This is a genomic window from Pantoea sp. X-Soil-TKNS-1279 (genome assembly GCF_059730565.1).
Genome location: NZ_AP035948.1, coordinates 3,095,813 through 3,116,522 on the forward strand (window position 1 = coordinate 3,095,813; position 20,710 = coordinate 3,116,522).

Consider the following 20,710-nt stretch of genomic DNA (forward strand, 5'->3'; position numbering starts at 1 on the left):
TGGAGGCCACTCGCCGGCGGGAAATTACAGCACGCGACCCAGTGTCTGACGCAGATGCGCACCTGCACCAAGCAAGCCCGGCTGATCGTGCGTAATCATAAACACGGGGATATCAATCAGATAGTCGCGAAAGCGGCCCTTATCTTCAAACGCGGCGCGGAAGCCGGAGGCTTTAAAGAAGTCGAGGAAACGCGGCACAATACCACCGGCGATATACACGCCGCCAAAGGTGCCGAGATTCAGCGCAAGGTTGCCGCCAAAACGTCCCATGATGACGCAGAACAACGACAATGCGCGGCGGCAATCGATGCAGCTGTCTTTCAGCGCGCGTTCGGTCACGTCTTTAGGTTTCAGATTTTCCGGCTCGCGCTGATCCGATTTGACGATAGCGCGATAAAGATTAACCAGCCCGGAACCGGACAGTACACGTTCCGCTGAAACATGGCCCAGTTCCGCGCGCAGCACTTCCAGAATCTCGCCCTCTTCTTCGCTGTTCGGCGCGAAATCAACATGGCCGCCCTCGCCCGGCAGACTGACCCAGCGCTTATCGACATGCACCAGATGGCTTACGCCGAGGCCGGTGCCCGCGCCGTAAATAGCGATCGGCTTATCTTTCACCGGGGCTTTGCCGCCAAACTGAATCACATCACTTTCCGCCAGCATCGGCACCGCCATTGAGATGGCAGTGAAATCATTGATGATCTCAAGATGAGTAAAACCCAGGCTTTCTTTCATCTGCTTCGTGGAGAAAGCCCAGTCATGGTTGGTCATTTCGACCCAATCGCCGGTGATCGGGCAGGCAATGGCGATGCAGCCATCTTTAATATCCTGCTTCTGCTCATCCAGATAGTGACGAATCACCGCTTCGAGATTGTCATAGTCTGCTGTTGAGAATGTTTTGGCCTGGGAGATGGCACCGGTTTCCACCTCACACAGGGCGAGACGGGCATTGGTGCCGCCCACATCGCCGACCAGGGCGTATTTTGTCATTCTTCTGCTGCTCCGCTTGGGTCATAAATAATTGCAGGACACTATAAAAGCCTGCCAATAAAACAACAACGCCCATCAGTGCGTCAGATGGGCGTAATCACTCAGGTGCGACCACATCCTGCCATGCAGTGGCTGGACTGCACAGAGGCAACTGTCCGAATTCAGCCGCCGTTGCGCTGATGCAGCGAGGCAGTCACTTTACGCAGCAATGGTGGGATATCTTCTTTATCCAGCACCACTTCCACCAGCGACAAACGCTGATTATTCGCCAGCCGTGCCATCACCGCCTCCAGTTGCACCGTTTCGCTGACGCGCCAGCTTTGCGCTTCTCCCGTCAGACTGAGCGCCTGCGGCAGCGCAGTCCAGTTCCACTGCGCAATGTCGTTGTAACGCTGATGCGCGCCATGAATCGCGCGTTCGACGGTATAACCTTCATTATTGAGAAGAAAAATAATCGGTTGCTGACCATCGCGCTGCATGGATCCCAGCTCCTGGATGGTTAACTGCGCCGAACCGTCGCCGATGATGAGAATTACCCGCCGTTGCGGCTGCGCGGTTTGCGCACCAAAGGCGGCGGGTAAAGTATAGCCAATCGAACCCCAGAGCGGCTGAACCAGTAATTGCGCATCCTCGGGGAGGCGTAAAGCGGCGGCACCAAAGGCGGCAGTGCCTTGATCGGCAAGGATAATATCACCTGGCAGCAGGAAACGCTGCATTGCCTGCCAGAAGGCGTGCTGACTGATGAAAGCATCATCATCCGATGTATCTTCCCGTGTCGCCATGCCACCGATAGCCCAACGTTCGCCATAACGTCGGAACAAAGATTCCAGCACGCCCAGCGCTTCTGCCATGCTTAAGGGCGAGAAGGTTTCCCCAGCAACCACAGCATGGAACGGTTGCAGGTCGATAAGTTTTTCTGTGGGGAGCTGCTGGGTAAAACCGGCGGTTAAGGTATCGGTGAAACGAACACCGACGCAGACAGTCACGTCAGTTTCTTCTATGGCCGCCCGCACCGCTGGCGTACTGCCCTCCCCGGCATAGGTGCCGACAAAGCCTGGCTGCTGCTCATCCAGCACGCCTTTGCCCATCAACAGGGTGGCGGCAGGAATGGCACGCAGCTGACGCAGGGCAGCCAGGGGGGATTGCAGTTGCCAGCGCGCGGCAAGGAAATCGGCCAGCAGCGCCACATGTTGAGCCGATGACAGCATAGCTTCCGCCGCTGTCGCAAAGGCATCTACCGCGGAAGGAAGCGACGTGATGGCAGAGGATGGTAGCGGTAAGGTGACCTCGGCCTGAGCAACATCGACCGCCAACAGCAAATAACCAGGGCGGTGCTGATACAGGGCTTCACCCATCACGCGATCGATTTCCTGTACCGCATTCTCTGCGGTCAGCACCGCGCTCGCCGCACTCACCTCCTGCGCCATACGGCTGAAGTGACGGAAATCGCCATCGCCCAGAGAATGATGGACACAATCCCCCTGGCTCTGTACCTGGCTGGCCGGTGCGCCCACGATATGAATCACCGGTACATATTCGGCGTAACTGCCAGCGATACCGTTGATCGCACTTAACTCGCCAACACCGAAAGTGGTCAGCAAGGCGGCAGCGCCGTTACAACGGCCATAACCATCCGCCGCATAGGCCGCATTCAGCTCGTTAGCGCAGCCGACCCAGGTGATATCGGGATGCGCAATGACGCTATCGAGAAACTGTAAATTGTAATCCCCCGGCACGCCAAACAGGTGCCGGATCCCCGCTTGCTGTAAACGCATCAACAAAAACTCGCCAACTTTGAGGGTTTTCATGCGCAGCGACTCCTTGGTGGGTTATATCTGGAGTATTAGCGATGCGGCTGAATTGGTTAGATTTTCAACATCATTTCTCAGAATGATCTGGCAACAGAACGTTACGATGACGGAAAAATCCGTAAGTTGCGATCGCCGACGCGTTTGCCATTAGTGTAAACGCATACACTGCTATGCTGATGACACTTTCTCCCCTTTTGAGACAGGAACGCTGCATGAGTGTTTTTCCCCATCCCGAACGTTATCAACAGATGCAATATCGCCGCAGTGGTCGTAGTGGCCTGAAACTTCCAGCGATTTCGCTTGGCTTGTGGCACAACTTTGGCGACAGCACCCGGGTTGATAACAGCCGCGAACTGCTGCGCCACGCTTTTGATTGCGGCATCACGCATTTTGACCTGGCAAATAACTACGGACCGCCGCCGGGATCGGCTGAAGAGAATTTTGGGCGCATTCTGCGGGAGGATTTCCGTGGCTATCGTGATGAGTTGTTAATCTCCACCAAAGCCGGTTACACCATGTGGGATGGCCCCTATGGTGACTGGGGTTCGCGCAAGTATCTGATTTCCAGCCTCGATCAAAGCCTGAAACGCATGGGGTTGGAATACGTGGATATCTTTTATCACCATCGCCCGGACCCGGAAACCCCGCTGGAAGAAACCATGCGGGCGCTGGATCAGGTGGTGCGCCAGGGCAAAGCGCTGTATGCCGCCATCTCAAATTACCCGGCAGAGCGCGCCGCTGAAGCGATTGCCATTCTACGCGATCTCGGTACGCCCTGCCTGATTCACCAGCCACGCTACTCGATGTTTGAGCGCGCGCCGGAACAAGGGTTGCTGGATGTATTGGGCGACAATGGCGTCGGCTGCATCGCCTTCTCACCACTGGCTGGCGGCGTTCTGACTGACCGTTATCTGCAAGGTATTCCCGAGGATTCAAGGGTGGCCAGCGGCAGCAAATTCCTGCGTGAAGACCAACTGACACAGGAAAAAATGGCCAAGGTCCGTGCATTGCAAAGCATTGCACAGCAGCGTGACCAGAAACTGGCGCAGATGGCGCTGAGCTGGGTGCTGCGTGATACCCGCGTCACCTCAGTATTGATTGGTGCCAGTAAAACTGCGCAAATTGATGATGCCGTTGCCATGCTGAGCCAGCCTGCGCTGAGCGAAGCAGAGTTAGAGGCCATCAACGCGATTCTGATGTAACCGCTTTCCCGCCCGGCCAAGGCCGGGCTTCCCTTCCGGCAGAAAACTCTTATTTCAGATTATCCTCAATGCATTCAGACTACGTCTTAAGGACTTTTTGGTCCGATCTGGCAGACTAGCGCAACGGTAGCAATCGATAAGCTGCCGGAAAGGAGAATTATGAAACGTGGAATTTTGTTTGCCGCTTTGCTGGCAACGCTGTCCCCACTGGCACTACACACAGCCCATGCCAGTAGTGCCACCATTAATCTGGCCCCTGGCATCACCCTGCATTTAGGCGATCGCGATCATCGAGGTTACTACTGGGATGGAGGCCGCTGGCGCGAACCGCGTTGGTGGAATGATCGCTATCGTTATCACGATCATCGTTGGTGGCGTCATGAGGAGTGGCGTCGACATGAGGCGTGGAAACGCGAGCAGGAACGTCGCCGTCATGAGCGCTGGCGTTATGAGCATCGTCATGACCATCATGGACATGGTCACGGCCATGACCACGGTCGCGACCGTTACTAATTTCGGCTTATTCCTCTGCGCAATAAATCGCGCCGCTACAACAAAAAGGTGTGCATCTGCACACCTTTTTTATAATCCCAGCGCCTGCCCGACCAGCAGATAAATATTCAGCGCCACCACTAACCCGACAATCACCCAACCGACGGTTTGCATCAGACGTGAGTTAACCATCTCAGCCCCCATCAGCTCACGGTTGCCGGTAAAGAACAGCAGCGGCACTAACGCCAGTGCGATACCGAAGCTCAGCAGCACCTGACTAAACACCAGAATGCGTGTCGGATCCCAGCCAGCCCAAATCACAATAAAAGAAGGCAGCATGGTAATGGCGCGACGTAGCCACAGCGGAATCTGGAAACGGATAAAGCCCTGCATGACCACCTGCCCGGCCAGGGTTCCCACCACCGTTGAAGACAACCCTGCTGCCACCAGACTCAGACCAAATACCGTCGCCGCAGCATGGCTTAACAACGGTTGCAGCGTCAGATACGCCTGATCCAGATCGGCAATGCCAGTATGGCCACTGAAATGAAACGCTGCCGCTGCGGTTGCCATCATTGCCAGATTAACAAACCCGGCAATAGTCATGGCAATCGCCACATCCAGTTTGGTGGAGGAGTAACGCTGTCCTTTGGTGCCCTGATTACCGTATTGCGTCAGCGCCGAATGCAGATAAATCACATGCGGCATAATGGTGGCACCGAGTACGCCGGCAGCAAGGAATACCGCATCCGCCGTCGGCAAGGATGGCAGCGCCATGCCGGTAATCAGCTCGCTGACCTTGGGCTGGGAGAAGAACAACTCAACAATATATGCCGCGGCCACAAACAGCAGCAACCCGCCAATAACCAATTCGAGGGGCTTTTGTCCACGATTTTGCAGCATTAGAATCAGGAAGGTCGCGATACCGGTCAGCACCGCCCCCTGGAAAAGCGAGATACCAAGCAACAACTTAAAGCCCAGCGCGGCACCGATAAATTCGGCCAGGTCGGTCGCCATAGCGATGATTTCGGCTTGTACCCAGTAAAACCATACCGCCGGACGTGGGAAGCGATCGCGAATATGTTCCGCGAGATTTTTGCCGGTAGCGATACCCAGCTTGGCTGACATGAGCTGAATCAGCATTGCCATGATATTCGCCCAGACCACCACCCACAGCAGTTTGTAGCCGTACGCAGCCCCCGCCTGAATATTGGTGGCGAAATTGCCGGGATCGATATAACCGATCGCCGCGATGAAGGCCGGTCCCAGCAAGGCAAGTTTTATCTTTCTGGCTCCGCGAGCGGCGCGCTCAGCGGTGCGGCTTTCTGACATAGTTTTTGACCCTGTCTTAACGCTTGTTGACCCGAACAGGTTACGGGGCAGGCGCGGCAAGTGAAATATGGTTATAGTTATCGCTTTAATAGATAGTGCTATAAAGTATAGCCTTTGCTATACATTGCGGTGAAGCCAGGTTTTGCCAAAATGTGTGCAACAGGAATTAATCTACCCTCGGCTCATTTTATAGACAATGACTTTGTGGTTATTTTTGTTGTAACAAGTGTGTGAAGAAGTTGTGATGGTTGAGACTAATCTTAAAAATATGTCGATAGTTAATACTTATAATGTGGTTTAGATCTCGTTTTTAAGTAACGCGTTACATAGAATACGCAGCAAAATACAACCCTCCTCAAATTTGGAGCCGACATGTCCCATATTTTGCACTTTCTTTTGGCATTGGTGGTGGTAGCCGTGCTGGCCTTATTGGTCAGTCACGATCGTAAAAGCATCCGTATCCGCTATATCGTTCAGCTTCTGGTGATTGAAGTTCTGTTGGCCTGGTTCTTCCTGAACTCTGAAGCGGGTCTTGGCTTCGTGAAAGGGTTTGCAGGCCTGTTTGACCATCTGCTCAAGTACGCCGCCGAAGGGACTAACTTCGTGTTCGGCAATATGAATGAAAAAGGCCTCGCCTTCTTCTTCCTGAATGTGCTGTGCCCGATTGTGTTTATCTCCGCCCTGATCGGTATTTTGCAACATTTCCGCATCCTGCCGTGGGTGATTCGTGGCATCGGTACCGTACTGTCAAAAATCAATGGCATGGGCAAACTGGAATCCTTTAACGCCGTCAGCTCTCTGATTCTGGGACAATCAGAAAACTTTATCGCCTATAAGGATATCCTCGGCAAAATGTCACAGCGCCGCATGTACACCATGGCGGCTACCGCGATGTCCACAGTGTCTATGTCGATCGTTGGCGCTTACATGACCATGCTGCAACCCAAATATGTGGTTGCCGCGCTGGTACTGAACATGTTCAGTACCTTTATCGTGCTGTCGCTGATTAACCCGTACCGCGTCGATAGCGAAGAAGATCTGCAATTGCAGGACTTGCACAAAGGTCAGAGCTTCTTCGAAATGCTGGGCGAATACATCCTTGCCGGTTTCCGTGTGGCGATTATCGTTGCGGCGATGTTGATCGGTTTTATCGCCCTGATTTCCGGCCTGAATGCGCTGTTTGATGTGATCTTCGGCATCAGCTTCCAGGGCGTGCTGGGTTATGTCTTCTATCCGTTTGCCTGGGTGATGGGCGTGCCTTCCAACGAAGCGTTGCAGGTTGGCAGCATCATGGCGACCAAACTGGTTTCTAACGAATTCGTGGCGATGATGGATCTGCAAAAAATTGCCGGTCAGCTGTCACCGCACGCGGAAGGTATTCTGTCGGTGTTCCTTGTCTCCTTTGCTAACTTCTCCTCTATCGGGATTGTGGCAGGAGCGATTAAAGGTCTGAACGAAGAACAGGGCAACGTGGTGTCCCGCTTCGGTCTGAAACTGCTGTACGGCTCGACCCTGGTAAGCGTGCTTTCCGCTGCGATTGCCGGTCTGGTGCTGGGCTTCTGATGTTAAGGGCGGGCTTCGGCTCGCCCTTCTCTTCTTTATTATTCCTATCCGTTATATCTCTTTTTTTTACCCCGCTCTCCGCCCCCGACGCTGCTTCACATCAAAACGCAAAACCTTTGCACAATATTGAATTTCCATTGCCACCGCCCGCGCCCGTAGCTTTTCTCCATGACTTCACATCAGGAGAACACTATGAGCATTCAGTTTCTTGGCATGATTGGCCACCGCCTCGCCTCCGAAATCATTCCAGCCAGCGGCCCGTTATTTGATAAAGACTACATCGCCCGCTTCGCCCGCGCCCATGAAGACGCCGGGTTTGACCGCATCCTGGTCGGTTACTGGTCCGATCAACCGGACGGTTTTCTCGTCACCGCCCATGCCGCCGCCCATACTTCGACGCTGAAATTCCTGCTGGCCCATCGCCCAGGTTTTGTGGCACCCACCCTTGCCGCGCGCAAACTGGCTTCGCTCGATCACCTCACCGATGGCCGTCTGGCAGTGCATATCATCAGCGGCGGCAGCGACAGTGAACAACGCCGCGATGGTGATTTCCTCAATAAAGCCGAACGCTACGCGCGTACCGATGAATTTCTGACGGTGCTGAAGCAGAGTCTGGAATCGACGCAACCCTACAATCACCAGGGAACGTTCTACCAGGCCGAGCAGGCGTTCTCCGCGATTAAGCCGTTGCAGAAAAAGCTGCCGATCTATTTTGGCGGTTCGTCAGCAGAAGCGATTGATGTCGCGGCACGCCATGCCGATGTGTTCGCCTTGTGGGGCGAACCGTTGAAAGGCGCAGAAGAGACGGTGCGCAGCGTTCGTGCTGCCGCCGCAAAACAGGGGCGGGAAATTGATTTCAACATTTCTTTCCGCCCCATCCTCGGTAGCACCGAAAAAGAGGCCTGGGAACGTGCCGAGTACATTCGCGAAACGGCCGGGAAACAACTGGCGGAAAGCGGTTATACCTTCGGCTTGCCAAAACCACAGAGCGTCGGTGCACAGCGCTTGTTAGCTGCCGCCAACGAGGGCGAACGCCACGATAAAGTGCTGTGGACCGGCGTTGCCAAACTGGTGCAGGGTGGCTACAACTCCACCGCATTGGTTGGCACGCCCGAGCAGGTGTCTGACGCGCTGCTGGATTACTACCGCCTCGGCATCCATAACGTGCTGATTCGTGGTTTTGATCCTCTCAACGATGCGGTGGAATATGGCCGCGAATTGCTGCCACTGACGCGCGAAAAAGTCGCGGCTGTCGATCGCCATGAAAAAAGGAGTGCCTGATGCGGCTGGCTGCTTTATTTGCCGGTCTGACGCTGGCGCTATCGCTTAATCCGTTGTTTGCCGCCGAGAAAGTCACTTTGCGCCTCGGTGATGTAAAAGGTGACCGCTTTGCAGCGCTGAAGGCGTCTGGCGAGCTAAACAACCTGCCTTATGACCTTAAGCTCACGGCGTTTGACTCCGGTGCGCCGGTGCAGGAAGCGCTGAACGCCGGGGCGCTGGATGTCGGTTTCACCGGCGATCTGCCTTTCCTGTTTGTCTATGCTGCGGGGGCTCCGGTGAAAGCGGTTGGCGCGTGGCAGAACAATCCGGATAGTATCGCCCTGCTCACTCGACCCAATGCCGGGGTGCACAGCTTGCAGGATTTGAAAGGCAAGCAAATTGCGGTGAATCGCGGCGGCTGGGGTCATTATCTGATTCTCGGCTTGCTGGAACGCGCGGGCCTTAAGCCCAGCGACGTTACGCTGCGCTTCCTCGGCCCGGTGGATGGACGTGCCGCGTTAACCTCGGGTGCCGTGGCCGCCTGGGCACCGTGGGAACCTTATATCGCAACCTCTACCGCCGTCGATGGTACGGTGCGAGTGCCACAAGGCGGTGGCAAGGGCATTATGTCGGGATATTCCTATGCGCTGGCGCGTGATGAAGCCCTGAGTAACCCGGAAAAACGCAAAGCCATCGCCGATTTGCTGGTGCGCTTAGCCAAAGCGCAGGTTTGGGCTCAGCAGCATCCCACTGAGTTCGCCCAGGTTCTGGGAAAAACCCTCAATATGCCAACCAGCATTACCGCCAGTTGGATCGCTGATGCGCGCATCCGTCCGTTGGTATTCGATGCCAGCCTGATTGGTACGCTGCAAAAATCGGCGGATTTCTTCCACCGTTACCAGGTGTTGCCAAAGCAGGTTGATGTCAGCAAAGCCTTTGATTTCAGCCTCGCCGCCGGGGCCAATCAGGTGGCAAAAAGCGTTCAGGGGGATAAATCATGAGTGAACTTCAGCACCACCGGTTACGCACCTTTGTCGGCAATCTGGCGCAACTGCTCGATAGCCATCCTGATGAGCAATCCCTGTTACAACGCGGCAGTGCCTTGCTGGGCGAGTTGATCCGCCATGACGACTGGCTGGACGAAGCCTTTACCCAACCGCATCCCCAACATTATCAGCAATATTTATTGTACGCCGATGCGCAGCAGCGCTTCTCGGTGGTGAGCTTTGTCTGGGGACCGGGGCAGCAGACGCCGATACACGACCATCGCGTCTGGGGCTTAATTGGCATGCTGCGTGGCGCCGAGGTATCCCAGTCATGGCAACCCGGCCCCAACGGTTTACAACCGGAAGGCCCGCCGGTACGACTTGAGCCAGGCAGCGTTGAGGCGGTATCCCCTACGGTGGGCGATATCCATCGTGTCAGCAACGCCTTTGATGACCGCGTCTCCATCAGCATCCACGTCTATGGCGCCAATATCGGCGCGGTTAAGCGCGCGGTGTATCGCGAAGACGGCAGCGAAAAAGAGTTTATCTCCGGCTACAGCAACCGTTATTTACCAAACATTTGGGATCTTTCACATGACTAAACCGGTTTTTCCGTTACGCCAGGCGGCCGACATTCTGACCGCGCTGCGTCAGCAGCAGGAAGTGGCACTGGTCGATGTGCGCGATGAAGCGCTGTATGCCACGGGTCATCCGTTGTTTGCGGTGAACATCCCGTTATCCAAACTTGAACTGGAGTGGCTGGATCGTATCCCGCAGCGTGCTACCGCCATTACCTTATACGACAATGGCGAGGGTCTGGCGCAAACGGCTGCGGAACGCATTGCAGCATTGGGTTACCACAATGTCGCGTTGTTGGCGGATGATCTGCCAGGCTGGCAGGCCGCCGGAGGGGAGCTGTTTATTGACGTGAACTCCCCCAGTAAAGCTTTCGGTGAACTGGTGGAACATCATAACCAGACACCGTCGCTCTCCGCCGATGAGGTACATAGCCTGCTGAACGGCGACCACGATGTGGTGGTGCTGGACGCACGCCGCTTTGATGAATACCAGACCATGAGCATCCCACACGCTACCAGTGTACCGGGCGGTGAGTTGGTGTTGCGGGTGCGCGACCTCGCCCCTTCTCCGGAAACCACAGTGATCGTTAACTGCGCAGGCCGCACGCGCAGCATCATCGGCACGCAGTCACTGGTGAATGCCGGAATCCGTAATCCAGTGTTTGCACTACGGAACGGCACTATCGGCTGGACACTGGCGGGACATCCGCTGGATAAGGGACAGGACCGCCGTTATGGTGCAACCAGCGAAATCGTACAGCGCCAGGCGGCGGCAAAAGCGCGTGAACTGGCGGATCGCGCGGGCGTGGAACGCATTACGCTCGACACACTGCATCGTTTGCGACAGGAGCCTCGCACCACTTATCTGTTTGATGTGCGCGATGCACAGGAATATGCCGCCGGTCATGTCCCCGGCAGTCGTCATGTTCCGGGTGGTCAACTGGTGCAGGAAACCGATCACTACGCCAGCGTGCGTGGCGCGCGCATTGTGTTGATTGACGATGACGGCGTGCGTGCCAATATGGCTGCCTCCTGGCTGGCGCAACTGGGTTGGCAGGTGGCGGTGCTGGAGGGTTTGCAGGTCAGTGATTTCAGTGTGACGGGCAACTGGCAAGCTCAGGTTCCGCCTGTCGCACAGCCAGAATTTGTCTCACCGCAACAGCTTGCCAGTTGGCTGGCTGAAGGACAAACCCAGGTGTTGGATTTCACCACGCGCGTCAATCACCTCAACAGCCATATTCCCGGTGCAGCCTGGCTGCTGCGCTCCACCCTGCAACAACAGGGCAACGCCTTATTGCCTGAAGCGCGACGTTATGTCCTGACCTGCGGCAGCAGTTTGCTGGCGGGCTATGCGGTCGAACAGATTGCAGAGCTGAGCGGAAAGCCGGTATATGTGTTGGAAGGCGGTAACGCCGCCTGGCGCGCGGCGGGCCAGCCAACCGAACAAGGAGAACAGCGGTTGCTGTCACCAGCGATTGACCGCTATCGCCGTCCCTATGAGGGCACCGATATTGAGCCGGCGGTGATGCAGGCCTATCTCGACTGGGAATATGGTCTGGTGGCGCAGTTGGATCGCGATGGAACGCATGGATTCAGGGTACTCAAGCCAGTGTCACTGGCAGTGACCGTCTGATTGGTAGCGGCGCGATTTATCGCGCTGTTTTTAATTTGTTGCAGAAAAATACCGCGCGATATATCGCGCCGCTACGGGGTATTTGTACCCAATAGTATGATTTTTTTAAAAATTTGTTCGGAACGAACAGAGAAATGGTGGAGATAAGCGGGATCGAACCGCTGACCTCTTGCATGCCATGCAAGCGCTCTCCCAGCTGAGCTATACCCCCACATCTGGAATCGTTTTTTCAGTGCCAAACTTTTGGGAAGAAGTTTGGTGGAGCTAAGCGGGATCGAACCGCTGACCTCTTGCATGCCATGCAAGCGCTCTCCCAGCTGAGCTATAGCCCCGAACCGAAAAAACCGCCGAGTCACCTCGACGGACGGCATAATATGAAACCCCTTCCTGGGTGTCAACGTCAAATTTCCGTTCTGTGTTCAATCGCTGAAAAAGGCGGCAAACCCGTGTTGCTGTGGCTTTTTTTTCAGCATCATCGCCCGTTTTCTGATGCCACCTGGTTAAACCATCGTTAATTGCTATCGTAAGAACGCTTGTTTTTTGTTAATGGTCGGTGTAAAACTTCGCACGCTAATTAACCGGTCATCGACCAGGGGTTTTGCCTCTTTTGATCGGCCAGCACATCCCTTCCCTTGTTATTAATAAGAATGCGAATTTATGTCACTGCATACACCAAAAGAGATCGCCCAACTGGCGATTCAGTCTGGCGTGGTTAAGAGCCAGGCGCCGGTATCTACCTTATTGATCCTCGGCTTTATGGCGGGCGCATTTATTGCTACCGGCTTTCTGCTTGATCTGCACGTCATTAATCAACTGCCAGCCGATTGGGGCTCCTTCGGTGGGCTGCTGGGCGCGGCGGTTTTCCCGGTCGGTCTGATTCTGACCGTGCTGGCCGGTGGTGAACTGCTGACCGGCAATATGATGACCATGCCGATTGCCTGGTTCGCACGCCGTATCAGTGGCTTCAGCGTGCTGCGCAACTGGTTCTGGGTCACCATCGCCAACTTCCTCGGCAGTATCGCCGTCGCCTGGTTCTTTGGTCATATGTTGGGTATGACGGAGGGAGACTACCTGAAGAAAACGGTCGCCATCGCTACCGCCAAAGTGAATGCTGATTTCCTGCATGCCTTTATCTCCGGCATTGGCTGTAACTGGCTGGTGTGCCTGGCGGTGTGGCTGGCGTTTGCCAGTAAAGACGTGGTAGGCAAGATTTTTGGTATGTGGTTCCCGGTAATGGCCTTCGTGGCGATTGGCTTCCAGCACGTCGTGGCGAATATGTTTATCGTGCCGGCCGCGATTTTCGCCGGACAGTTGAGCTGGACTGAGTACCTGCCGAATTTTGTCGCCGTGTTCCTCGGTAATGGCGTTGGCGGGGCGATTTTTGTCGGTCTGACCTACTTTATCGCCTTCCGCCCGGCGATGGCGGCAGCGAGCGAAGCACGTTAATCGAATGGTGCCTTTTGCCGGTGGGCAAAAGGCATTTTGCTGCGTGATGACTTTCACCTGAAACGTTTTGTTGTAATATGTAATTCTAATGTATTTAACAGGGAAAGCGTCGTGAAAAAGGAATGGCTAACACCCGAAGAACTCGCGCTGGAAACCGGATACAGTCGCCAGACTGTTAACAAATGGATTAAACGCGAAAACTGGACAACCACGCCAAAGCCCGGTGTACAGGGCGGCAAGGCGCGTTTAATCCACATTGATGAACGCGTTAAAAGCTTTATCCAATCTACCCGACACGCGAGTGAACCGGCAGCTCATTACGGTGCTCAGCAAAATACGTTACCTGCGTTATTAATAAATTCTATCCAGCAAATGACAGTCGCCGAACAGGAACAATTGGTGGCACTTCTGTTGCGGGAAGGAATCAGAGGCGTATTACAACGGCTGGGAATTCAGGAAAAATAAAAAAGCCGGGAGCAACGCTTCCGGCTTTTTTACTCACGTCAGGTTTAGGCCTGCGCTTCACGTTCCGCAATAAATGCCAGCGCTTTCTCAATGCGCGCCACGCTGCGGCTGCGGCCAATCGCCTGTACCGTCACATCCAGCGCGGGCGACTGCCCGGCACCCGTCACGGCAACGCGCAACGGCATACCAACTTTCCCCATCCCCAGCTCCAGCTCATCAGCCGCGCTTTGAATGGCGTGATGCACGTTCTCAGCTGTCCAGTCGTTGTCGCTGATGGCGGCCAGTTTGTCACGCACCACTTCCAGGGGTTGACGCGCCACCGGACGCAGGTGTTTCTTCGCGGCATCGGCATCAAACGCGTCGAACTCTTCATAGAAGTAGCGGCAGGAAGCAGCAATCTCCACCAGCGTTTTGCAACGCTCACCCAGCAACGTAACCAGCTTCGCCAGTTCCGGGCCGGTACGGGTATCAATGTTCTGCTGTTCAATGTGCCATTGCAGATGAGTCGCGACATATTCCGGCGGCAGCGTATTAATGTAGTGATGGTTCAGCCACTGCAATTTTTCTGTGTTAAAGGCACTGGCTGACTTGCTGACCGCATCAAGGGTAAACAACTCCGTCATCTCCGCCACACTGAAAATTTCCTGATCGCCATGTGACCAGCCCAGACGCACCAGATAGTTGAGCAGCGCCTCCGGCAGATAGCCGTCATCACGATACTGCATCACCCCTACCGCACCATGACGCTTGGAGAGTTTTTTGCCATCGTCACCGAGGATCATCGAGACATGAGCATAAATCGGCACTTCAGCGCCAATCGCTTTCAGGATGTTGATCTGACGCGGCGTGTTGTTGATATGGTCTTCACCACGAATCACATGGGTGATCCCCATATCCCAGTCGTCCACCACCACACAGAAGTTGTAGGTCGGCGAACCATCGGTGCGGCGAATGATCAGGTCATCCAGCTCCTGGTTGCTGAATTCAATCGGACCGCGGATCTGGTCATCGAAAATTACCGAACCCTCTTGTGGGTTACGGAAACGCACCACGCAAGGTTCATCAGCGGCATGATGTTCGTGGCTGTCGCGGCAACGACCGTCATAACGCGGTTTTTCGCCTTTCGCCATCTGCTCTTCGCGCAATGCTTCCAAACGTTCTTTCGTGCAGTAGCATTTATAGGCAGTGCCTGCTTCCTGCATTTCGTCGATCACCGCGTTATAGCGATCAAAACGTTTGGTCTGGTAGTACGGGCCTTCATTCCAGTCCAGGCTTAACCAGTTCATGCCATCCATAATGGCTTCGATGGCTTCCGGCGTGGATCGCTCCAGATCGGTATCTTCGATACGCAGAACAAATTCGCCCTTGTTATGACGAGCATAAAGCCAGGAGTAAAGCGCGGTACGAGCACCGCCCACATGCAGATAACCAGTGGGGCTGGGTGCGAAGCGAGTTTTGATTTTCATTCAGCATTGCCTTAAATGCGCGGAGGTTCGTTGTCTGGATGACAAAAAACAGGTTAACGCGAAAAAACAGTGCGCATATTCTAGCAGCTGACCATGATTCCTCAATCATTGTCGCGGTACGCGTCACAATAGATAGTGGTTTTTCTGCTAATAAAACCAGCATATTGGCTAAAAGCGCCGCGAGATGTTTAATTTTAAAGCGAACGCACATTTATGTTTTAAAAAGCGTTGACTCACTTCGAAGGATCCCTATAATGCGACTCCACACAGCGGGGGTGATTAGCTCAGTTGGTAGAGCATCTCCCTTACAAGGAGGGGGTCGGCGGTTCGAGCCCGTCATCACCCACCACTCTTAAGGTGGCCCGCAGTGAACAAGAGATAAGATATGGGTGATTAGCTCAGTTGGTAGAGCATCTCCCTTACAAGGAGGGGGTCGGCGGTTCGAGCCCGTCATCACCCACCATATCTTAGTCTGATGACACTCTTGTTAAGTAGTACCGAAGTGGGTGATTAGCTCAGTTGGTAGAGCATCTCCCTTACAAGGAGGGGGTCGGCGGTTCGAGCCCGTCATCACCCACCACTTCGGGTCGTTAGCTCAGTCGGTAGAGCAGTTGACTTTTAATCAATTGGTCGCAGGTTCGAATCCTGCACGACCCACCATTATGTAGAAAGGCGCCCTAAAGGCGCCTTTTTGCTTTGCGCGTTTTACAGATTCCTTTCACAACCTTAACGCTTTGAACCCTCATGTGATTTTATCCCCTTGCCGATAACGACTGTGAACTATTGCAAGGAGAAAACCATGAGTACCATTTCCAGTGTATCCAGTAGTACCACCAGTGCCAGCAGTAGCGGCAACACGTCGCAAATCGCCAGCCTGAATAAACAAATTCAGAGCCTGACCAAAGAACTCAAAGATCTGTCCAGTGATGACACCCTCACAGATGAACAAAAATCTGAACAGGAGCAGTTACTGGAGTCGCAGATTCAGATGATTGAAGCGCAGATTGCGCAAATCGAGCAGCAAGCGGCTGAAAAAGCGCAACAACAGCAGGAGCAGCAGCAAAAACAGGAAACCGCCAGCACCACGGCAAAAGCTGATGGTATCAACCGCCCGACGGATACCAATAAGATCAACGTTTACGTTTAAAACGCCGGTTTAAGAGAACGTTGTTGCGTCAGCTGCGCTGCCTGCTGACGCACTTCCTGCCAGATCGCCTCTGCTGCGGGCGTCAACGATCGGTTTCGGCGTTTAATCAGCATCAGGCTACGGTTTATTTCCGGGTAAAGACGTCGCACCGTCAGTTTGCGCCCGGACGGTAAGGGCAACGCCAGCGCCGGAAGAATGCTGATGCCAATCCCTGCTTCAACCATCGGATATAGCGTTGCCGGATGCCCTATCTCCTGCACCACGTTGACCGAGATCCCCTGCTGGTGTAGCGCGGCGTCAATGAGCAGACGGCTGCCCGAAGCGTAGTCCTGAAGCACCATAGTTCGCCCATCCAGCATTGACCACTGTGGCTGAAGCGCCTGTGCCAGGACATCATCTTCCCGACACAGCAATAAAAAGGGTTCATCCATAATGGTCTGGTAGTCAAAATCGCTATCACGCAATGGCCCGATGATGATGCCGAAGTCTACCTCCGCGTTACGCACGCTTTGCAGTACCCACTGCTGCGCGCGGTCATGCAAGATCACACGAATATCGGGATAGCGTTGTTGGCTGCTGGCAAGACATTGCGGCATCAGATGCGCAGAAGGCGTCTGGCTGGCCGCCACCCGCACCGTACCGCTACGCTGTTCACCGTAGCTACGGACATCCAGCACCGTGGTGTTAAGTTCTTCCAGCAGATGCTCCAACCGCGTGGCCAGCTGCTGCCCCGCACCAGTCAGCAGCACCTCGCGCGTGGTGCGATCCAGCAAACGCACCCCCATTTCCGCTTCCAGTTCTTTAATACTGTGGCTGACCGCCGACTGGCTCAGGCCAATGACCTGCCCGGCCAGGCTGAAGCTGCCGTGTTTTGCCACAGCGACGAAAGTGCGCAACTGGCGCAGCGTGTAATTCATCGATATCACTCATAGATTAATGCAATAAATCAATTTTATTTCTAAACCCGATTGGCGCACAATCAGCAACATCAAATTTTAATTAACCGGATTGTAACAATGGGATTTTTACGCCTCGACCCGATGATGGTCAAACTCATCATCACCGTGCTGCTGGCCAGCTTCTTACCGGCCAAAGGCGGGTTTGTCGACTTCTTTGAATGGCTAACCACCGCTGCCATCGCCCTGCTGTTCTTTATGCACGGTGCCAAGCTGTCACGCGAAAAAATCATCGCCGGTAGCAGCCACTGGCGACTGCATTTATGGATTATGTGCAGCACCTTCGTGCTGTTCCCGATCCTTGGCCTGCTGCTGGTGTGGTGGCATCCGGTTGATGTAGGCGCTGAAATCTATACCGGTTTTCTTTACCTGTGCATTCTGCCTGCAACCGTGCAGTCGGCAATCGCCTTTACCTCTATGGCCGGAGGCAACGTGGCGGCTGCGGTATGTAGCGCTTCAGCATCCAGCTTACTCGGCGTATTTGTTTCGCCGTTGCTGGTGAATCTGGTGATGAATGTGCACAGCGATGGTCCGAGCAACGGGCTGGAGCAGATTGGCAAAATCATGTTGCAGTTGCTGGTGCCTTTTGTGCTCGGTCATATTTCACGTCGCTGGATTGGCGGCTGGGTGGAGAAGCATCGCAGCCTGATTGGTAAAACCGACCAGACCTCCATTCTGTTGGTGGTTTATTCCGCCTTTAGTGAAGCTGTAGTCAACGGCATCTGGCACCGCGTGGGCGTGGATACGTTGCTGTGGATTCTGGCCGGTAGCCTGCTGCTGCTGGCTGTGGTGTTGTTGATCAACCTTGGCGCATCACGCCTGTTTGGCTTCAAGCGTCCCGATGAAATTACCGTGTTGTTCTGTGGTTCGAAAAAGAGCCTGGCCAACGGCGTGCCGATGGCCAATATCCTGTTCCCGGCCAGCAGCGTGGGGATTATCGTGCTGCCGCTGATGATCTTCCATCAGGTGCAGTTGATGGTGTGTTCTTTCATTGCCCAACGTTATAAAACCAGCAATGCGAAACGGCTGGCGCAGCAGCAACAGGTTGAAGTGCAGAAATCCTGATTCGTAGCCGCGCGATTTATCGCGCGGGTTGTAAAAAAACGGCGCGATAAACCGTGTCGCCTTACATCATGTCCGTTTCAGCGGCTTCACCAAACCCTGTAACCCTTCAATCTTAATCGCCAGGGTGAGCTGCATCAGCTCACCCAGTTTACCGGCGGGAAACTCACCGCTGCGGGCAAACCACAGCAGATACTCCTCCGGCAAATCAATCAACACCCTGCCTTTGTATTTACCAAACGGCATTGGCGTGTTGGCAATCTCAATCAGCTGCTGCTTTTCCATATCAGGCTCCAAGCAAGCGAATCATCTCTGCTTCGTCGATCACCGCAATGCCCAGCTCCTGTGCTTTCGCCAGTTTGGAACCGGCAGCTTCACCGGCAATCAGCAAATCGGTTTTCTTTGATACGCTGCCACTGACTTTGGCACCCAGGGCCGTCAGACGCGCTTTGGCATCATCACGGTTCATCTGCGACAGCGAACCGGTTAATACCACGGTTTTACCGGCAAACGGGCTATCGATCTCTGCTGCATTTACCACCTCAACCTGCGGCCAGTGCACGCCCATTTCCACGGTCAGTTCGCGGATCACCTCACGGTTGCTCTCTTCATCCATAAAGTTGCGTACATGGCTGGCAACCACTTTACCGACATCCTGCACCGCTATCAGCGCATCGAGGTCGGCATCCATCACTTTTTCCAGCTCACCAAAATGATTGGCAAGGTTAGCCGCGGTGGCCTCCCCGACTTCACGAATGCCAAGGGCATAGAGGAAACGCGGTAGCGTGGTGAGTTTGGCTTTCTCCAGCGCATCGACCACATTCTGCGCCGATTTCGGCCCCATACGGTCCAGCCCGGTGAGCTTACCGGCGGTCAGGCGAAACAGGTCGGCAGGCGTTTTGACGTACTCCTTTTCCACCAGTTGATCGATGATTTTGTCACCCATCCCCTCGACATCCAGCGCGCGGCGCGACACAAAATGCTTGAGCGCCTCTTTGCGTTGCGCACCACAAATCAGGCCTCCGGTACAACGCGTCACCGCTTCACCTTCCACACGCTCCACATCAGAGCCGCACACCGGGCAGTGGCTGGGGAACACAATCTCACGCGTGTCTTCCGGGCGTTCCGATTCCACAACATTCACCACCTGCGGGATCACATCCCCGGCACGACGAATCACGACTTTGTCACCAATGCGCAGCCCCAGACGGGCAATTTCATCGGCGTTATGCAACGTGGCGTTGCTGACCACTACGCCGGCCACCTGCACCGGCTCCAGACGGGCAACTGGCGTGATGGCGCCGGTACGGCCCACCTGGAACTCCACGTCACGTACCACGGTCATCTGCTCCTGCGCCGGGAATTTAAACGCAACAGCCCAACGCGGTGCGCGGGCGACAAAGCCCAGTTGTTCCTGTAATGCCAGCGAATCAACCTTGATCACCACACCATCGATATCGAACCCCAGCGTTGGGCGCGCCTCTTCAACCTCGCGATAAAACGCCAACACTTCATCGGCATTATTGGCCAGACGGATACGGTTGCTGACCGGTAAACCCCAAGCCTTAAATTGTTGCAGACGGCCGAGGTGGCTGGCAGGCATCTCACCGCCCTCCAGCAGGCCAAGGCCGTAGCAGAAGAACGTGAGTGGGCGCTTCGCGGTGATGCGCGGATCGAGCTGACGCAGCGAACCCGCAGCGGCGTTACGTGGGTTGGCGAAAACTTTCCCCCCGGTACGGCGAGCTTCTTCATTCAATTTTTCGAAGCCACTTTCCGTCATAAACACCTCGCCACGTACTTCAACGCGGGCCGGGATATTGTCGCCGTGCAGGCGCAGCGGAATCGCGTGAATAGTGCGCACGTTGGCGGTGATATTTTCTCCGGTTGTGCCGTCGCCGCGCGTGGCGGCACTGACCAATAAGCCATCTTCATACAACAGGCTTACCGCAAGACCATCCAGTTTGAGTTCGCAGCAGTAGACAAGGTCATCGCTGCTTTTCAGACGATCCTGAACGCGTTTGTTGAAAGCGAGGAAACCGGCTTCATCGAAGGTGTTATCCAGCGACAGCATCGGCACTTCATGACGAACCTGTTCAAAGGCGGCCAGCGGTGCGGCACCGACACGTTGCGTCGGTGAATCCGGCGTGATCAGCTCGGGATGTGCACTTTCCAGCTCACGCAGCTGTGCCATGAGTCGGTCATATTCTGCATCCGGGACTTCCGGCGTATCCATCACATGGTAGAGATATTCGTGGTGACGTAACGTGGTGCGCAGCGCGGTGATCTGCTCCTGAACCGATTTCATAGTGCCTCATCCGATA

18 protein-coding genes and 6 tRNA genes are annotated in these 20,710 nt (G+C 54.8%); 15 read left to right on the forward strand and 9 right to left on the reverse strand.

All coding sequences use genetic code 11. The features are described 5' to 3' along the window. Nucleotides 1-24 precede the first annotated feature (24 nt). Together glk and AC6I8N_RS14470 are read right to left on the reverse strand one after the other, a co-directional pair. Entirely contained in the window at nucleotides 25-990 is a 966-nt protein-coding gene (gene glk / locus AC6I8N_RS14465; RefSeq protein ID WP_497829343.1) for a glucokinase, read from the reverse strand. Nucleotides 991-1,151: 161 nt separating this feature from the next. Next, nucleotides 1,152-2,798 carry a thiamine pyrophosphate-binding protein gene (locus AC6I8N_RS14470; RefSeq protein WP_497829344.1) on the reverse strand — a complete coding sequence of 549 codons (1,647 nt, stop codon included), beginning with the start codon at nucleotides 2,796-2,798 and terminating at the stop codon, nucleotides 1,152-1,154. 215 nt (nucleotides 2,799-3,013) lie between these two features. Between AC6I8N_RS14470 and mgrA the strand changes: the two genes are divergently transcribed. Both mgrA and AC6I8N_RS14480 read left to right on the forward strand, forming a co-directional pair. Next, nucleotides 3,014-4,003 carry an L-glyceraldehyde 3-phosphate reductase gene (mgrA, locus tag AC6I8N_RS14475; RefSeq protein WP_497829345.1) on the forward strand — a complete coding sequence of 330 codons (990 nt, stop codon included), beginning with the start codon at nucleotides 3,014-3,016 and terminating at the stop codon, nucleotides 4,001-4,003. 159 nt (nucleotides 4,004-4,162) lie between these two features. Then, on the forward strand, nucleotides 4,163-4,516 hold the full coding sequence (locus AC6I8N_RS14480) for a DUF2502 domain-containing protein (RefSeq protein ID WP_021186332.1): 354 nt from the start codon (nucleotides 4,163-4,165) through the stop codon (nucleotides 4,514-4,516). A 69-nt stretch (nucleotides 4,517-4,585) separates the two neighbouring features. Here the strand turns inward: AC6I8N_RS14480 and AC6I8N_RS14485 are convergent, their stop codons facing one another. Next, nucleotides 4,586-5,866 (reverse strand): Nramp family divalent metal transporter, encoded by a 1,281-nt coding sequence (locus AC6I8N_RS14485; protein WP_255341981.1) that lies wholly within the window; start codon nucleotides 5,864-5,866, stop codon nucleotides 4,586-4,588. 333 nt (nucleotides 5,867-6,199) lie between these two features. Here AC6I8N_RS14485 and AC6I8N_RS14490 point away from each other — a divergent pair, with 333 nt between their 5' ends. The 5 genes from AC6I8N_RS14490 to AC6I8N_RS14510 all read left to right on the forward strand — a co-directional run bounded on the left by AC6I8N_RS14490 (nucleotide 6,200) and on the right by AC6I8N_RS14510 (nucleotide 11,847). Continuing rightward, nucleotides 6,200-7,390, forward strand: coding sequence for a NupC/NupG family nucleoside CNT transporter (locus AC6I8N_RS14490; protein WP_021186330.1), 1,191 nt, complete (start codon nucleotides 6,200-6,202; stop codon nucleotides 7,388-7,390). 192 nt (nucleotides 7,391-7,582) lie between these two features. Beyond that, the gene (locus AC6I8N_RS14495; RefSeq protein WP_497829346.1) at nucleotides 7,583-8,671 is read left to right on the forward strand and encodes an LLM class flavin-dependent oxidoreductase; all 1,089 of its coding nucleotides are present in this window, start codon (nucleotides 7,583-7,585) and stop codon (nucleotides 8,669-8,671) included. Continuing rightward, nucleotides 8,671-9,651, forward strand: coding sequence for an ABC transporter substrate-binding protein (locus AC6I8N_RS14500; RefSeq protein ID WP_415174934.1), 981 nt, complete (start codon nucleotides 8,671-8,673; stop codon nucleotides 9,649-9,651). Before AC6I8N_RS14495 ends, AC6I8N_RS14500 begins: the two co-directional genes overlap by 1 nt. After that, complete coding sequence (locus AC6I8N_RS14505; RefSeq protein WP_497829347.1) at nucleotides 9,648-10,238, forward strand: cysteine dioxygenase family protein; 591 nt, start codon at nucleotides 9,648-9,650, stop codon at nucleotides 10,236-10,238. Before AC6I8N_RS14500 ends, AC6I8N_RS14505 begins: the two co-directional genes overlap by 4 nt. Then, nucleotides 10,231-11,847: a rhodanese homology domain-containing protein gene (locus AC6I8N_RS14510; protein WP_497829348.1), complete on the forward strand. Its 1,617-nt coding sequence runs from the start codon at nucleotides 10,231-10,233 to the stop codon at nucleotides 11,845-11,847. The genes AC6I8N_RS14505 and AC6I8N_RS14510 overlap by 8 nt, the downstream gene beginning before the upstream one ends. A gap of 135 nt (nucleotides 11,848-11,982) precedes the next feature. Here the strand turns inward: AC6I8N_RS14510 and AC6I8N_RS14515 are convergent. Next, nucleotides 11,983-12,058: transfer RNA gene (locus AC6I8N_RS14515), tRNA-Ala, on the reverse strand. A 45-nt stretch (nucleotides 12,059-12,103) separates the two neighbouring features. Continuing rightward, nucleotides 12,104-12,179: transfer RNA gene (locus tag AC6I8N_RS14520), tRNA-Ala, on the reverse strand. A 325-nt stretch (nucleotides 12,180-12,504) separates the two neighbouring features. Here AC6I8N_RS14520 and AC6I8N_RS14525 point away from each other — a divergent pair. Continuing rightward, nucleotides 12,505-13,293 (forward strand): formate/nitrite transporter family protein, encoded by a 789-nt coding sequence (locus AC6I8N_RS14525; protein ID WP_208723871.1) that lies wholly within the window; start codon nucleotides 12,505-12,507, stop codon nucleotides 13,291-13,293. 111 nt (nucleotides 13,294-13,404) lie between these two features. Continuing rightward, nucleotides 13,405-13,758: a YfeC-like transcriptional regulator gene (locus AC6I8N_RS14530; protein ID WP_208723870.1), complete on the forward strand. Its 354-nt coding sequence runs from the start codon at nucleotides 13,405-13,407 to the stop codon at nucleotides 13,756-13,758. Nucleotides 13,759-13,802: 44 nt separating this feature from the next. On the opposite strand, the gene gltX is transcribed toward AC6I8N_RS14530, so the two are convergent. Beyond that, the gene (gene gltX, locus AC6I8N_RS14535) at nucleotides 13,803-15,224 is read right to left on the reverse strand and encodes a glutamate--tRNA ligase (RefSeq protein WP_497829349.1); all 1,422 of its coding nucleotides are present in this window, start codon (nucleotides 15,222-15,224) and stop codon (nucleotides 13,803-13,805) included. A 273-nt stretch (nucleotides 15,225-15,497) separates the two neighbouring features. On the opposite strand from gltX, the gene AC6I8N_RS14540 reads away from it, so the two are divergent. The 5 genes from AC6I8N_RS14540 (at nucleotide 15,498) to AC6I8N_RS14560 (ending at nucleotide 16,371) form a co-directional block, all read left to right on the forward strand. Continuing rightward, nucleotides 15,498-15,573 (forward strand) — tRNA-Val (locus tag AC6I8N_RS14540). A gap of 38 nt (nucleotides 15,574-15,611) precedes the next feature. After that, nucleotides 15,612-15,687, forward strand: a tRNA-Val gene (locus tag AC6I8N_RS14545). 41 nt (nucleotides 15,688-15,728) lie between these two features. Then, nucleotides 15,729-15,804, forward strand: a tRNA-Val gene (locus tag AC6I8N_RS14550). Between the two features lie 4 nt (nucleotides 15,805-15,808). After that, nucleotides 15,809-15,884 (forward strand) — tRNA-Lys (locus AC6I8N_RS14555). A 139-nt stretch (nucleotides 15,885-16,023) separates the two neighbouring features. After that, nucleotides 16,024-16,371, forward strand: coding sequence for a FlxA-like family protein (locus AC6I8N_RS14560; RefSeq protein WP_208723868.1), 348 nt, complete (start codon nucleotides 16,024-16,026; stop codon nucleotides 16,369-16,371). Here AC6I8N_RS14560 and AC6I8N_RS14565 read toward each other — a convergent pair. Further along, on the reverse strand, nucleotides 16,368-17,288 hold the full coding sequence (locus AC6I8N_RS14565; protein ID WP_497829350.1) for a LysR family transcriptional regulator: 921 nt from the start codon (nucleotides 17,286-17,288) through the stop codon (nucleotides 16,368-16,370). The two genes, AC6I8N_RS14560 and AC6I8N_RS14565, sit on opposite strands and share 4 nt — an antisense overlap. A gap of 99 nt (nucleotides 17,289-17,387) precedes the next feature. Between AC6I8N_RS14565 and AC6I8N_RS14570 the strand changes: the two genes are divergently transcribed. Continuing rightward, the gene (locus AC6I8N_RS14570) at nucleotides 17,388-18,392 is read left to right on the forward strand and encodes a bile acid:sodium symporter family protein (RefSeq protein WP_021184258.1); all 1,005 of its coding nucleotides are present in this window, start codon (nucleotides 17,388-17,390) and stop codon (nucleotides 18,390-18,392) included. Nucleotides 18,393-18,458: 66 nt separating this feature from the next. Here AC6I8N_RS14570 and AC6I8N_RS14575 read toward each other — a convergent pair whose 3' ends face one another. After that, nucleotides 18,459-18,674: a DUF3820 family protein gene (locus AC6I8N_RS14575; RefSeq protein ID WP_021184259.1), complete on the reverse strand. Its 216-nt coding sequence runs from the start codon at nucleotides 18,672-18,674 to the stop codon at nucleotides 18,459-18,461. A 1-nt stretch (nucleotide 18,675) separates the two neighbouring features. After that, on the reverse strand, nucleotides 18,676-20,694 hold the full coding sequence (ligA, locus tag AC6I8N_RS14580; protein ID WP_497829351.1) for an NAD-dependent DNA ligase LigA: 2,019 nt from the start codon (nucleotides 20,692-20,694) through the stop codon (nucleotides 18,676-18,678). Nucleotides 20,695-20,710 lie beyond the last annotated feature (16 nt).

Coding starts and splice junctions, on each gene's coding strand:
- glk (WP_497829343.1), bottom strand. CDS start 990: ATGACAAAATACGCCCTGGTCGGCGATGTGGGCGGCACCAATGCCCGT.
- AC6I8N_RS14470 (WP_497829344.1), bottom strand. CDS start 2,798: ATGAAAACCCTCAAAGTTGGCGAGTTTTTGTTGATGCGTTTACAGCAA.
- mgrA (WP_497829345.1), top strand. CDS start 3,014: ATGAGTGTTTTTCCCCATCCCGAACGTTATCAACAGATGCAATATCGC.
- AC6I8N_RS14480 (WP_021186332.1), top strand. CDS start 4,163: ATGAAACGTGGAATTTTGTTTGCCGCTTTGCTGGCAACGCTGTCCCCA.
- AC6I8N_RS14490 (WP_021186330.1), top strand. CDS start 6,200: ATGTCCCATATTTTGCACTTTCTTTTGGCATTGGTGGTGGTAGCCGTG.
- AC6I8N_RS14495 (WP_497829346.1), top strand. CDS start 7,583: ATGAGCATTCAGTTTCTTGGCATGATTGGCCACCGCCTCGCCTCCGAA.
- AC6I8N_RS14500 (WP_415174934.1), top strand. CDS start 8,671: ATGCGGCTGGCTGCTTTATTTGCCGGTCTGACGCTGGCGCTATCGCTT.
- AC6I8N_RS14505 (WP_497829347.1), top strand. CDS start 9,648: ATGAGTGAACTTCAGCACCACCGGTTACGCACCTTTGTCGGCAATCTG.
- AC6I8N_RS14510 (WP_497829348.1), top strand. CDS start 10,231: ATGACTAAACCGGTTTTTCCGTTACGCCAGGCGGCCGACATTCTGACC.
- AC6I8N_RS14525 (WP_208723871.1), top strand. CDS start 12,505: ATGTCACTGCATACACCAAAAGAGATCGCCCAACTGGCGATTCAGTCT.
- gltX (WP_497829349.1), bottom strand. CDS start 15,224: ATGAAAATCAAAACTCGCTTCGCACCCAGCCCCACTGGTTATCTGCAT.
- AC6I8N_RS14560 (WP_208723868.1), top strand. CDS start 16,024: ATGAGTACCATTTCCAGTGTATCCAGTAGTACCACCAGTGCCAGCAGT.
- AC6I8N_RS14565 (WP_497829350.1), bottom strand. CDS start 17,288: ATGAATTACACGCTGCGCCAGTTGCGCACTTTCGTCGCTGTGGCAAAA.
- AC6I8N_RS14570 (WP_021184258.1), top strand. CDS start 17,388: ATGGGATTTTTACGCCTCGACCCGATGATGGTCAAACTCATCATCACC.
- AC6I8N_RS14575 (WP_021184259.1), bottom strand. CDS start 18,674: ATGGAAAAGCAGCAGCTGATTGAGATTGCCAACACGCCAATGCCGTTT.
- ligA (WP_497829351.1), bottom strand. CDS start 20,694: ATGAAATCGGTTCAGGAGCAGATCACCGCGCTGCGCACCACGTTACGT.